This window comes from Pseudomonas sp. BIGb0164, from assembly GCF_024810135.1.
Taxonomy (GTDB): domain Bacteria; phylum Pseudomonadota; class Gammaproteobacteria; order Pseudomonadales; family Pseudomonadaceae; genus Aquipseudomonas.
The window spans coordinates 542760-555263 of record NZ_JANUEA010000004.1; the positions used below are offsets into that span (position 1 = coordinate 542760).

Annotated in this window: 12 protein-coding genes; all 12 read right to left on the minus strand. The window is 58.0% G+C overall.

What is annotated here, in order from left to right; translation table 11 throughout:
• Nucleotides 1-98: 98 nt before the first annotated feature.
• Nucleotides 99-953: a transporter substrate-binding domain-containing protein gene (locus tag M2394_RS13770; RefSeq protein WP_259172835.1), complete on the minus strand. Its 855-nt coding sequence runs from the start codon at nt 951-953 to the stop codon at nt 99-101.
• Complete coding sequence (locus M2394_RS13775) at nt 950-1726, minus strand: amino acid ABC transporter ATP-binding protein (protein ID WP_259172836.1); 777 nt, start codon at nt 1724-1726, stop codon at nt 950-952. The genes M2394_RS13770 and M2394_RS13775 overlap by 4 nt, the downstream gene beginning before the upstream one ends.
• A complete protein-coding gene (locus M2394_RS13780) occupies nt 1723-2382 on the minus strand; it encodes an amino acid ABC transporter permease (protein WP_259172837.1) in 660 nt (219 codons plus the stop codon). The genes M2394_RS13775 and M2394_RS13780 overlap by 4 nt, the downstream gene beginning before the upstream one ends.
• Entirely contained in the window at nt 2363-3028 is a 666-nt protein-coding gene (locus tag M2394_RS13785; protein ID WP_176997385.1) for an amino acid ABC transporter permease, read from the minus strand. The genes M2394_RS13780 and M2394_RS13785 overlap by 20 nt, the downstream gene beginning before the upstream one ends.
• Nucleotides 3029-3523: 495 nt before the next feature.
• The gene (locus M2394_RS13790; RefSeq protein WP_124384617.1) at nt 3524-4306 is read right to left on the minus strand and encodes a MetQ/NlpA family ABC transporter substrate-binding protein; all 783 of its coding nucleotides are present in this window, start codon (nt 4304-4306) and stop codon (nt 3524-3526) included.
• Nucleotides 4307-4558: 252 nt separating this feature from the next.
• The gene (locus tag M2394_RS13795) at nt 4559-5470 is read right to left on the minus strand and encodes a sigma 54-interacting transcriptional regulator (RefSeq protein WP_259172839.1); all 912 of its coding nucleotides are present in this window, start codon (nt 5468-5470) and stop codon (nt 4559-4561) included.
• 50 nt (nt 5471-5520) lie between these two features.
• The gene (locus tag M2394_RS13800; protein WP_178924357.1) at nt 5521-6102 is read right to left on the minus strand and encodes an alpha/beta hydrolase; all 582 of its coding nucleotides are present in this window, start codon (nt 6100-6102) and stop codon (nt 5521-5523) included.
• 187 nt (nt 6103-6289) lie between these two features.
• A complete protein-coding gene (locus M2394_RS13805) occupies nt 6290-9124 on the minus strand; it encodes a glycosyltransferase family 32 protein (RefSeq protein WP_259172841.1) in 2835 nt (944 codons plus the stop codon).
• A gap of 210 nt (nt 9125-9334) precedes the next feature.
• Nucleotides 9335-9736: a biopolymer transporter ExbD gene (locus M2394_RS13810; RefSeq protein ID WP_060755558.1), complete on the minus strand. Its 402-nt coding sequence runs from the start codon at nt 9734-9736 to the stop codon at nt 9335-9337.
• Between the two features lies 1 nt (nt 9737).
• Nucleotides 9738-10460, minus strand: coding sequence for a MotA/TolQ/ExbB proton channel family protein (locus M2394_RS13815; RefSeq protein WP_178924397.1), 723 nt, complete (start codon nt 10458-10460; stop codon nt 9738-9740).
• A 51-nt stretch (nt 10461-10511) separates the two neighbouring features.
• A complete protein-coding gene (locus M2394_RS13820; RefSeq protein ID WP_178924354.1) occupies nt 10512-11333 on the minus strand; it encodes an energy transducer TonB in 822 nt (273 codons plus the stop codon).
• Nucleotides 11334-11573: 240 nt separating this feature from the next.
• Nucleotides 11574-12425 carry a LysR family transcriptional regulator gene (locus M2394_RS13825; RefSeq protein ID WP_259172842.1) on the minus strand — a complete coding sequence of 284 codons (852 nt, stop codon included), beginning with the start codon at nt 12423-12425 and terminating at the stop codon, nt 11574-11576.
• Nucleotides 12426-12504 lie beyond the last annotated feature (79 nt).

Genomic DNA, 12504 nt, shown 5'->3' on the forward strand with positions numbered 1-12504 from the left:
GAGTTCCACCTTTGGAATGCGGACAACTGTGGGAGCTGCGGTGCGACGATTCGACTTGCCTGCGATAGCGGTAGATCAGCCACTCAATAACTGACTGATCAACCCTGCCACTTACCGCCTTCAACAATCACGCTCTCAGGCTTGGTGTCATCGCTCAGCTCTTTGCGCACATATTGGTCGTACAGCTTGAGCAGGAACTTCTCCTCACCCAACTTGGCCAACTCGGCATTCACCCAGTCACGCAGTTCGGTGTTGCCTTTCTTCACGGCTGGCGCGATCGGCGCTTCATCGCCGAGTTTCTGTTCCAGCACGCGGTAGCCCGGGTTCTGCTTGGCCCAGCTGAACAGCACCAGGTTATCCTGGGCATAGGCATCGCCACGACCTGCCGACAGCGCTTGCAGCGATTCGGAGTTTTTCTCGAACTTGAGCAGTTTCCAGTCTGGGTGGTTCTTGGTCAGCCAGATATCGGCGGTGGTGCCAGTGGTGACGATGGTGGTGCGGGTGGCCAGGTCATCCAGGCTTTTCACCGCACTGTCGTTTGGCACCAGGGCCTGCACCGCGACTTTCAGGTTGGGGTTGGTGAAGTCCACCGCTTCCTTGCGCTCCGGGGTCACGGTCATGTTGGCGAGGATCAAATCGACCTTGTCGCTTTGCAGGAACGGGATTCGGCTGGCGGGCTCGACGGCAACGAACTCGACCTTGTTCTCATCGCCCAGCAGGTCCTTGGCGAATTGGCGGCCGATGTCGGTATCAAACCCGACGTAGCGGCCCGCTTCGTTCACAAAACCGAACGGCGGTTTGTCGGTGAACACGCCGACGATCAGTTTGTCGCGCGCCTTGATCTTATCGAGGTAGCTCGCCGCAGCGGCAGCCGGTTTGGCAGGCTCTTCGGCCTTTTTATCGCAGCCGGCCAGCAGTGCGACGGCCAACAGTGGCAGCAGTAACTTTTTCATATCAGCTCCAGTTCCTTGGGTTTCTTGGGCAGTGTTGAAACAAAGGAGAACTTCTCCAGGAACTGCTGCGCGCGTGCGGTTTGCGGGTTCGTAAAGAATGCCTCAGGGGTGTTGTGTTCGAGGATGCACCCGGCCTCCATAAACACCACGCGGTCGGCGACGGCGCGGGCAAAGGCCATTTCGTGGGTGACGATCAGCAGGGTCATGCCATCACGGGCCAGGCCTTGGATCACTTCCAGCACCTCCTTGACCATCTCCGGGTCGAGGGCGGCGGTGACCTCATCAAAGAGCATGACCTGGGGGTTCATGCACAACGAACGGACGATAGCGATGCGTTGCTGCTGGCCGCCGGAGAGCTGGCGCGGGAAGGCGTCGCGCTTGTCGGCCAGGCCCACGCGCTCCAGTAGTTTCTCGGCCTGCTCGCGGGCTTCGCGAGGGTCGCGCTTCTGCACTTTCAGCGGACCGAGCAGGATGTTGTCGAGCACGCTCATGTGCGGGAACAGGTGGTAGCTCTGGAACACCATGCCGATGTCCTGGCGCACCTGGCGCCAGTCGGTTTTTTTATCCAGCAGCTCATTGCCGGCAAAGCGCAGGCTGCCGCTGTGGGCCACTTCCAGCCCATTCAGGCAACGCAGCAGGGTGCTTTTGCCACAGCCGCTGGGGCCGAGGATCACCACCACTTCGCCGCTTTGCACGCGCAGGTCGATGCCCTTGAGCACCTGCGCTTCGCCGAAGTATTTGTTGAAACCCTGGAACTCGATCAATGCGCTCATGCTTGGGCCCAGCGCCGTTCCAGCACCTTGGAGGCAGCCGACAACGGGTAGCAGATAAAGAAGAAAAACAGGAACAGCACGCCGTAGATCAACACGGATTCATAGGTGCGCTCGATGATTTGCTGGCCAACCTTGATCACATCCACCACGCCAATTAGCACCGCCAGGGAGCTGGTCTTGATGATGCGCGTGTAGACGTTGATGGTCGGCGGGGTCATGCGCTTGAGGGCCTGGGGCAGCAGTACATAGCCGTAGAGTTGTGGGTCGGACAGGCCAATCGACAAGCCGGCTTCGCGCTGGCCACGGGGCAGCGAATGCAACGCACCACGCACCACCTCGCCCACTTCACTGGCGCCCCACAGCGACAGCACCAGCACTGCGCACCAGAAGCTCGGGAGGCTCAACCCGAAGAAAATCGGCAGGCCAAAAAACAGCAGGTACAACCACACCAGCACCGGGATTGCGCGGAACAGCTCCAGGTACACCCGCAGCACGACGTTGATCAGCCGGTTGTTCAAGGTGCGCAGCACGCCGTACAACACGCCGCCGACGGTGCTGAAGGCGATGCTCAGCAACGAAATCGACAGGGTTTGCGCGGCGCCCTTGGCTAGTTGCGGCAACGACACCCACAACAACTCAAGACCCGAACTGGCCATGCTGGAGCCTCCTTTCCAGGCGGCTGAGCAGCAGCGACAACGGCAAAAACAACAGCACGCAGATCAGCGTCAGCACGGCGAGCATTTCGTAGGTCTTGTAGTAGAGGGCGATGTAGCTCTTGGTGGTGTAGAGAATCTCCGGCACCGCCACGGCAGACACCACGGTGGTCTCCTTGAGCAGGAAGATGAAGTTGGCGAACAGCGCCGGCAGGCTGAGGATGCCGGCCTGGGGCAGGATCACGTGGCGCAGCAGTTGCCAGTCCGACAGGCCAATGGACTTGCCCGACTCGATCTGCGCCAGCGGCACCGCTTCCACGCCCGCGCGCAGCACTTCGGTGAGGTAGGCGCCACCGAGGAACGTCATGGTGATGATCGCCGCCCAGAACCCGGAGATATTGAAACCCAGGGCCGGCAGCGCGAAGTAGACGAAAAACAGTTGGATCAGCAGCGGCGTGTTACGCGCCAACTCTACGTACAGCGCCACCAGGCGCGACACGTAGGGCGTGCGAAACACCAGCAGCGCGGCGTTGATCAGCGCCACCAGCAGGGAGGTGGCAATGGCGATCAGGCCCACTTGCAGCGTCACCCCCACGGCTTTCAGAAACGCCGGCAAGGTGCTGAGGATAAAAGCGAAATCGAAGGTCATTGGCAATCCATGACGCCGCAGGGGTAATGCAGCGAGCGCAATCCAGACCGGCGTGGGTAACGTCGGGTAGCGCGAACTTTAAAGGTATAAAAATTAAAATTTAAATACCTAAATAGCATATTGATATCACCCAAAAAGATAACCCCCGGATTCGCGGGTTTGACAGGTGGCAGCTATGGTCTTGGGGTCGCAGGAAAGCCGTTTCGAGGGAATGAACCATGAACGAAGCGAAACCGATTGACCCGCAAGAACTGGTGAAGTGGTTGGTGGCGCTACGCAGGGCCATCAACAGCCGCGCTCTTTAATCCAATGAAGACCAAAATGTGGGAGCGGGCTTGCTCGCGAATACGGTGGATCAGTCAACACATCTGTTGCTGACAGACCGCTTTCGCGAGCAAGCCCGCTCCCACAGTTTTGATTGTGTTCCAGTCATAAAAAACGCCGACGCTAAGAAAGCCGTCGGCGTTGAAACCTTGAAGGGGGTTTTGGGTTACATCAGAACGCCGGCACGACTGCGCCGTTGTACTTCTTCTCGATGAAGGCTTTGACTTCCGGGCTGGTCAGGGCCTTGGACAGTTTCTGGATAGCGTCGCTGTCCTTGTTGTCCGGGCGAGCCACCAGGAAGTTCACGTACGGGGACTTGGCGTCTTCGATGATCAGCGCGTCCTTGGCCGGGTTCAGGCCGGCTTCCAGGGCGTAGTTGGTGTTGATCAGGTCCAGGTCAACCTGGTCCAGCACACGTGGCAGCAGGGCCGATTCCAGCTCCTTGAATTTCAGGTGTTTCGGGTTGCTGGCGATGTCTTTCGGGGTGGCCAGGGCGTTGGTCGGGTCTTTGAGGGTGATCACCCCGGCCTTCTGCAGCAGCAACAGGGCACGGCCGCTGTTGGAGCCTTCGTTAGGAATGGCAACGGTGGCGCCGTCTTTGAGTTCAGAGATGTTCTTGATCTTCTTCGAGTAGCCGCCGAACGGTTCAACGTGCACGCCGACCACGGTCACCAGGTTGGTACCCTTGCCCTTGTTGAAGTTTTCCAGGTACGGCAGGGTCTGGAAGTAGTTGGCGTCCAGGCGCTTCTCGGCCACTTGCACGTTAGGCTGCACGTAGTCGGTGAAGACTTTGATTTCCAGGTCCACGCCTTCTTTGGCCAGGGTTGGCTTGACCAGCTCGAGGATCTCCGCGTGCGGGATCGGGGTGGCAGCCACCACCAGCTTCTCGTTGGCCTGGGCGAAGCTTGCAGTCAGGGCAGCCGCCAGTGCGGTAAACAACAGAACCTTTTTCATGCAGTGTCCTTATCGACATTCCGGGGCGTCTCTGACGACCGTTTTTATAGGGTGTGCCAGCGAAATGCTATCGCGGCGTGGGAGTGACAATACCTAGATTTTTTATTCCCGAACAATATCTTTTATTCACGTTGATATTCCATTTTGTTCATACAGCTCCCTCTCCCCACCTACCTGTAGGAGCCCGGCTTGTCGAATCGTCGCACCGCGGCGATGGCGCCTTGAAGACCGCCATCGCCGGCAAGCCGGCTCCTACAGGGAGGCGAGGTAGGCTTTGAGGGCCAAGCGGTCAGAGGGGCTCGCTGCCTCGACAATCCGCTGCACCTGCTCCAAAGGCGAGCCCGCCGCCGGCAAGTTCAAATGCTCGGGCAAAATCTCGTCGCCACTGCTCACCAGCAACGCGAAGTGAATGACGTTTTCCAACTCGCGGGTATTGCCCGGCCAGCTGTGGTGTTCCAGCACGCGCTGGGCGGCTTCGCTGATCAGCGGCACCGGCAGGTCCAGGCGCTGGCTGTAGATGCCGAGGAAATATTCGGCCAGGGACAGGATGTCACCGATGCGCTCACGCAACGCCGGTAGCTCCAGCTGGCCCTCGCTCAGGTAATGGAACAACCGCTCATGAAATTTGCCCGCCGCCACGGCCTGGGCCAGGTCGATGCTGGTGGCAGCTACCAGGCGCACGTCCACGGGGCTGGGCTGATGGGCGCCGACGCGGGTGACTTCGTGGTTCTCAAGGGCGGCGAGTAATTTGACCTGGATCGGCAACGGCAAGTCGCCGATCTCATCCAGGTACAAGGTGCCGCCATTGGCTGAACCAAACCACCCGGCCCGGCTGCTGGCCGCGCCACTGTGGCTGCCGGCGGCATAGCCGAACAACTCGGCGTCCGCATAAGTGGGGCTGATCGCTCCGCAATTGACCGACACAAACAAACCGCCGCGATCACTGCCACGGTGGATATGCCGCGCCAACAGTTCTTTACCGCTACCGGTCTCGCCACGAATCAACACGGGCAAGGCACGGGGGGCGAGGCTTTCGAGGTCTTCGCGCAGTTGGCGCGAGCGTGGGTCGACGAATACCAAAGCCTTGGCGCGGATGCTCAGCGGGCTTTTTTCGGCGTCGGGGAAGGTCAGCAAAGGCTGGCCGTAGGTTTCATGCAGACTCATGGCAGGCTCCCGCCCCAGATCCACTCAAGGGACGGGGCGTTGAAAAATGTTCAGGCAGTACGCCGGGCGTGGTGCTCAAGGCGGTGTTGCAGGCGATAGAGGTAAGCGAAGCCCTGCTCCCAGCGCTGGTGGCCGGATTTCACATTGATATGGCCGGCGCCTGCGAGGATGCCGGCTTCGGCGCCCCAGTTACGCGCCAGCTCCAGGGCTCGGGGAGCGCTGACGGCGCTGTCGTTGTCGGAACTGACCACTTGGCTGGGGAACGGCAACAGGTCGGTGGGAATCGGCGCAAAGTTGCGCAGGGCGGGGGCACAGGCCGGGCGTTCGACATCGGCGGGCGCCACCAGCAAGGCGCCGCGCACCTGACGCAAAAACTGCACCGGCGCGGTGGCGGCCCAGTGCGCTACGGTGATGCAACCCAGGCTATGGGCGATGAGGATCACCGGCGTGCTGTCGGCCGCGATGGCCTCGGCCAGCGCCGCCACCCAGTCTTCGCGACGGGGTGTCAGCCAATCGGCCTGCTCCACACGCGCACTGTTGGGCAGGCTGTTCTGCCAATGACTTTGCCAATGATCTTCTGGCGATCCTTGCCAGCCCGGCACGATCAGGTAACGAATCAACTCGCTGTGCATGGGTGTGCCCTCCTGCAGCGTTTAACGTTGCTGACCAGTATAGGGACGAGGTTTATATTCGTTAAGGAATAAGAAGCTATTTATTAATAACCAAAAACCACTTTAGATCCAGCAACCGTTCAAGGGTGTGCATCAGGGAACCCGACACCTACGTGTCGGGATGAAACCGTCGCATACAAACATCGGCTCAACGGGAGTGGAGCATGGAATGTTCGCCTCCTATGTCGACCCCGAATTTCGAGTGCATGGACTGGTAGAAATCCAGGGCTTGCTGCAGCTCCCGACCATAGCCTTCGGGCATTATCAGGGCGTCGCCCATTATCTCGTGAAAATCGTCGAGAATTGGGAATAAACCATAGTTTTCTTGTTTAAGGACGTCGTTGAAAACGACAGGCCCTGTCACTCCAAAAATTTTCTTTTCATATACCTTGTACGACTCCAGCTCTGATTTAGTTGCACCTTCCCCTATAAAAGGTCGATTGGCGTCCAGCCAATTCTTGGTGTTTTTGAAGCGTCGATACATTTCTTCGAGAATTTTATCAAAGGTAGGATTACCCGCATGGCTGCCAAAATTACTATTGTTAAATCCGAAAAAATCCGCAGGCTCGTAGGTGACAGGTGAATTCAACAAAATATCATTGGGGGAGGCCATTAAAGAAACGTCACCTACGGAATGGGTTAGCGCATCATCGGTGTCCAAATATATGCCACCGTACCGTTTGATTAACACCGCCCGCATGACGTCTGAAGAAGCCGCAAAATTCTGTCCCTGTCCCGAGCGAAAGTATTTATACATCTCACCGTATTGCCCAGCATTGAGCTCATGAAAGCTTTCATCTGTTTTCAAGTCATGCACTTCAAGGCCGCCCACCTTATTATCCAGTGCATCTTTAATCATGGAAAAGGCACTCTGACTATTGGCATCAACGTGCACAATCGATTTATACCCTGGGCTTTTTCGAGCGTTTTCCATGATATTTTTGACAAGGTGCTCAGGCATTTCATTTCCGGCCCAGAAATAATGTATCACCTTGGGTATTTCTGTAGGGTTCAACGATATCGAGGGCAATACAGGCAATGTGAATGTTTTATTTTTAACCGACGCCAACTTCGCTTCAGCACGCGCCAACATCTGCTCGCGGGTGCCCGACAACCATTCGCCCGGAGTTTCACGCCAATAAAATATATTCCCAATGCGTCCCGCCAAATCGCGCCCCCGCCAAGCACCGACTTCCAAGTCATACATGACCGGCACATAGTACCCATTGACAGAAATGGCGTACGCTTTTTGAGCCGTAACCATTACGTCATCCAAGGGGATTTCGAACGATTTAATTAGCCTCGGCGCCGAAGTAGGCCCCATGGGGTATCCGATATGACCATTTATACGTTGTGGCGCCCTGAATAATGCTGGTCGCGGCTCAACCACCGAACTTGAAGGTATAACAGCCCCGCTTTCAGGCTTCAAAACCGAACTACTCCCATGTATCACCAGTGGTGGTAAAGCATTCAACGCACCAAATACAATTCGGTCGGTTCCAGTGGATTTGCCCTTGGTTAAATCGTCAATGCCAACTCCGGTCTCGGCGATACCCGCCCCCAAGTAAAATGCATCCAAAGCCAGCGCCACTTCTGGCATTACAATCGCCAAGGGCGTCATGAACAGTGCGACTTTGGCAGCCTCGTCCAAACCTTGGATTATCTTGCCCTTTGTATAATCACTGTCACTGACGATTGCATTGTCGGCATCCGAGAATGACCGCGCCTTTTGTCGAGTCATGACCTCCTGAAACGGATCGCCACTTACCTGGCCAATCTGGATGTAGCGTTCGGGTAACCAATCATTGATTTTGGAAAAGCCGAACCCTTCCTGCTCCTGCGCAGTCGACCAGGCACCCAAGCCTTGCAAAGCCTGATGTACACCATTGGAAAAAGTTTTGTCTGCCTGGTCTTCGAGGGAAAAGTGCGCCATGAGCGAAGCGAGCTTGACCGGATCGGCGGACTGCTTGGCCAGCCACACACCCATCTGCTGAGGGTTATCAAAACGGTGCAGTGGCGAAGAGTTACCAGGAACATACAGCAATGTCAGTTGGGTTTTCTTATCCGTCACACACAGCAAGTCTGTCGACTTTATACCGTTTACGCTAACCAGACCGATGTCCAGGCCCGGGTCCTGCAAGGTGCGCCTCTCAAAGTCTTGAACGCTCAGTTCAGACCATGGTTTCTGCGCAAAGGGCCCCATTGCACGCTGGGCCAGTTCTACCTCCTGCGGGCCCAGGCTCCCCTCAAGACTCTGAAACTTGATGGCCTTGACGAAAGCCATCCTGCTCAAGGTTGTATAGGAGTCGGATTGATTCTCCCAAAAAGTGGAAAGCGCATTTTTGTACAGCTGTGTTCGGTCTGTGTCCCAGACCAGGGCTTTAAAGTCGGCGACAGGTATGTCGACACGCGTGGATGCACTGTAGGGCGGAACCGCCGCAGATGCCGGATCATGATAGATACCTTGTTCCGCATGCAAATGTTCAACCACCTCCTCCCCTCTACTGTAAGCAAATATCAAGGGTGAAACGTATTGACCAAACTTCTGGAGCCAGTTCTTATTATCTTCAATCGGCACCCCTTGGAGATTTTTCAATGCCGCCTGAGTCAGCGTCACTTTTTCCACAACATCTTTTTCGGTGCGCCCTGAACGCTTGAATGTAACCAGGAATGTTTTATCCGGATCAACATGTATATGCCAGCGCTTATTAATTTTAGTTGTCAGAAGTTTTGACATTTCATTTTCTGGTGTCATCAGGCGGGAAGCATGCGACTTCAGATAAGCATTGACTTGATCATTTTCCTTCAACGGCGGTGGGTCGAATACTATCGGAAGGGATGTCTGAGAAATATCCGATAAAGGGGTGAGCGTTTTAGAAGGCGGGATCACATCTTCATGAATGCGGGATTGATCCGTTTTTTTAACTTCAGAGGCCGGTTGGGTCAATACGCTGACAAGATGAACAGGGAACCGAATACCCATTTATTTTTTGCTCCGACAAAATCACCATATATCACCCCAGTAAAATAATAAAACCTTCGACAAATCTCACGTTCGGAAACACTAGAAAACAACAGTGAATATTACAGAGACCACGACGGAGCACTACACACTCATATACATTTCCAGAATAAAAAAAAAAGGCCGCACCCTGCCAAGGAGACGGCCAAAAACTTGTCGAGGCTTTTGCAATTAACGCGCGGTAATCACCGACAGCTTGGTAATGCCCGCGCGTTCGATCGACGCCATGGCTCGCGCCACTTCGCCGTAGTTCACTCCATCGTCAGCCTGCAGTTGCACCCGCACATCGGGGTCCTTGGCCTTGGCCGCCTGCAGGTTGAATTCCAGCAGGTCCGGCTGGATTTCGTCCTTGTTGATAAACAGTTTGCCGGCGCCGTCGATGCTCACCACCAGCGGGTCTTTCTGCTCCACCGGGGCCACGGCCTGGGTCTTGGGCAGGTTGATCGGAATCGCGTTGGTCAAGAGCGGCGCGGTGACGATAAACACCACCAGCAGCACCAGCATCACGTCCACCAGGGGCGTCACGTTGATCTCGCTCAGCACCTCATCACTGTCTTGCGTGGAGAAAGCCATCTCAGGACGCCTCCTTCACTTTTTGCGGGTTGCCGGCAGCCGCTTTGTTCAGGGCTGGGTGCAGCAGCACGCGGAAGGAATTCTTCTGCGCCAGGCTGTAGAAGTCGTGGGCAAAGTCGTCCAGGTCGGCGGCGGTCAGCTTGAGGCGACGCAGGAAGTAGTTGTAGACCAGCACCGCAGGTACGGCGACGGCGATACCCACACCCGTTGCAACCAGTGCGGCACCAATCGGGCCAGCCACGGTTTCGAGGCTGGCGGAACCGGCGGCGCTGATCCCTTTCAACGCTTCCATGATGCCCCACACGGTGCCGAACAGACCGATGAACGGCGAGGTGCTGCCGATACTGGCGACCACGGCCAGGCCGGTTTCCAGGGAGCGGCGTTCACGCACGATCTGCTGGCGCAGGGCGCGTTCGAGGCGGTCCTGGTGGTTGATGGCCTGGCTCAAATCGGCGGCGTGTGGCGCATCGCCCACCTGGATCGCGGCATAACCGGCCTGGGCCACTCGAGCGGCCGCACCGGGCTGGGTTTCGGCCAGTTCTGCCGCAGAGTCGAGACTCGACGCCGCCCAGAACTGTTTATGGAACTTGCGATCCTGCGCCTTGAGGCGGCCGAACTGCACGCCCTTGAGCAGGGCCAAGCCCCAGGTGGCAACCGAAAAGACCACCAGCAGCCAGATCACCGCGCTTTCGATGGATTCAAGTGGAGATGCTAATGCCATGATGTTTTCCCTCTGTGCAGGTCGCGGCGTGTCCAACACACCGCAGCCGAATAGTTAGTGAATCTTGAAATCGATCGGTACGCTGACCCAGCCGTCCTGTGCCACGTCGCCCTGCTTGGCCGGCACGAAACTCCAGCGCTTCACGGCGGCCAGCGCGGCGTCGTCGAGTTGCTGGCGACCGCTGCTCTTCTGGACCTGGATCTCGCCCGGTTTGCCGCTGGCCAACACATGCACCCTGAGCAACACCGTGCCTTCCCAGCCCCGGCGCTGGGCCAACGAGGGGTATTCGGGCGCCGGGTTCTTCAAGTACGCGGCGTTGGCCGAAGCGGGTGTCACGGGTGCCGGCGACGGCGGTGCGGCCGGCGCAGGGGGAGCCGGTGGCGCGGGCGTCGGTGGCGCAGGTGGCTGCTCGACCGGTTTAGGCGCGGGCTTGGGCTCAGGTTTTGGCACTGGCTTGGGCTTGGGTTTTGGAATCGGTTTGGGTGGCGCCGGCTTGGCGGCCAATTCATCCACCACCGGTGGCGGTGGCTCGACCACAGGCGGCGGCGGGGGTGGCGGAACCGGTGGAGGCGGCTCGACCACAGGCGGCGCCGGCTGGGAAAACTCGATGGTCATCGGCGGAATTTCCGGCGGCACAATTGGCAACACCGGGGTCGGCTTCTGGCTCACCCAATAGATCACCGCGCCGTGCAGGGCCAGCACCAGCAAGCCCAGCAAAAGGCCTTCGCGGCGGCTCGAAAAGCGTTTCGGGGCTTGCTGCAAACGCTGCTGCCCCAACGGCGCACGGTGCGGCCGGCCAAGGTCAACCAACTCACCACCTGGTGCCTGGCGCCACAGCGCCTCGGGTGCACTGGCGGCGGTCTGGACATTGCCCATTGATTCACTCCCTACGGTTTTGAAACAAAAAAACCGACAGGCCTGCCTGGGAGGCCGTCGAGGGCTGAATCATCGGGGCCAGACGCTTATCTCTTAAAGTAATCTTTAAAGTTATACATAGATCTAAAGTGAATAAATGATACATCCCGAAACGCCAAAGCCACGTCCTGCGCGGCCTGGCGCGTAGGCCGTATTTTTCGATGCTTTTGAGGCATAAAAAATATTCGGCAAAGGCATGGCTCAGGCAGGGCTGTTTGCGCACAAATCGAGCAATTGGCGCTGCAAGGTCTGCCCTGCCGGGCCTAAACCACTGCGGGCATACAGGGCCAGCCGCACGCCCTGCACGGCGGGCAGACCACTGTCTGGTCCCAGCACCACGTGCCCTGCCTGCACGACGCGTTTGGGCAACAGGCTGATGCCCAACCCCGCCGCCACGGCTGAACACACGCTGGCCAGGCTGGCGCTGGAATAGCCGATGCGCCAACGCCAGCCGCCGACTTCCAGGTGCTGCAGCATTTCGTTGCGGTACAGGCCACCCACCGGAAACGCCACCAAGGGCAGCGGGTCGCGCCCCAGGGATGGCGTGCTGCGGCTGTCGACCCAGCACAAAGGCTCCGGCCAGGAAGCCAGGCAGTCATCGCTGTCGCCCATCTGCTTGACCAGCAGCACATCAAACTCACCGCTCCGGTATTGACGCTGCAGTTCCGGGCCGAGGCCGCTGGTGACCTCCAGACGCACCCGGGGGTAGGCCACCACAAACGCCGACAGCAACGGCATCAGGCGTTCGGCCGCAAAGTCTTCCGGCACGCCCAGGCGCAACACGCCGTCGCTTTGCTGGTTGATCAAGACGTCGGCGGCCTCTTCATGCAGCGCGAGGATGCGCCGCGCGTAGGCCAGCAAACGCTCGCCTTCGGCAGTGGCGACAACCCGGCGCTGGTCGCGGTCGAGCAGTTGGCACGCCACGGCGTCCTCCAGGCGGCGGATCTGCTGGCTGACGGTGGACTGGGTCACATGCAGGCGCTCGGCGGCGCGGGTGAAATTGCCGCAATCCACCACGGCGACAAAGCTGCGCAGCAACACGGGGTCGAACATGGGCCTCACCATTCTCTTTGCCACTGGTTGGCATGGTTATATTTAATTTCAGAATACCAAGGCCGCTGCCCATACTTCA

Bases quoted from the DNA above. Each gene is read 5' to 3' on its own strand.
- M2394_RS13800 (WP_178924357.1), bottom strand. From the start codon at position 6,102: ATGCACAGCGAGTTGATTCGTTACCTGATCGTGCCGGGCTGGCAAGGA.
- M2394_RS13785 (WP_176997385.1), bottom strand. From the start codon at position 3,028: ATGACCTTCGATTTCGCTTTTATCCTCAGCACCTTGCCGGCGTTTCTG.
- M2394_RS13775 (WP_259172836.1), bottom strand. From the start codon at position 1,726: ATGAGCGCATTGATCGAGTTCCAGGGTTTCAACAAATACTTCGGCGAA.
- M2394_RS13820 (WP_178924354.1), bottom strand. From the start codon at position 11,333: ATGGGCAATGTCCAGACCGCCGCCAGTGCACCCGAGGCGCTGTGGCGC.
- M2394_RS13810 (WP_060755558.1), bottom strand. From the start codon at position 9,736: ATGGCTTTCTCCACGCAAGACAGTGATGAGGTGCTGAGCGAGATCAAC.
- M2394_RS13825 (WP_259172842.1), bottom strand. From the start codon at position 12,425: ATGTTCGACCCCGTGTTGCTGCGCAGCTTTGTCGCCGTGGTGGATTGC.
- M2394_RS13805 (WP_259172841.1), bottom strand. From the start codon at position 9,124: ATGGGTATTCGGTTCCCTGTTCATCTTGTCAGCGTATTGACCCAACCG.
- M2394_RS13770 (WP_259172835.1), bottom strand. From the start codon at position 953: ATGAAAAAGTTACTGCTGCCACTGTTGGCCGTCGCACTGCTGGCCGGC.
- M2394_RS13795 (WP_259172839.1), bottom strand. From the start codon at position 5,470: ATGAGTCTGCATGAAACCTACGGCCAGCCTTTGCTGACCTTCCCCGAC.
- M2394_RS13790 (WP_124384617.1), bottom strand. From the start codon at position 4,306: ATGAAAAAGGTTCTGTTGTTTACCGCACTGGCGGCTGCCCTGACTGCA.
- M2394_RS13780 (WP_259172837.1), bottom strand. From the start codon at position 2,382: ATGGCCAGTTCGGGTCTTGAGTTGTTGTGGGTGTCGTTGCCGCAACTA.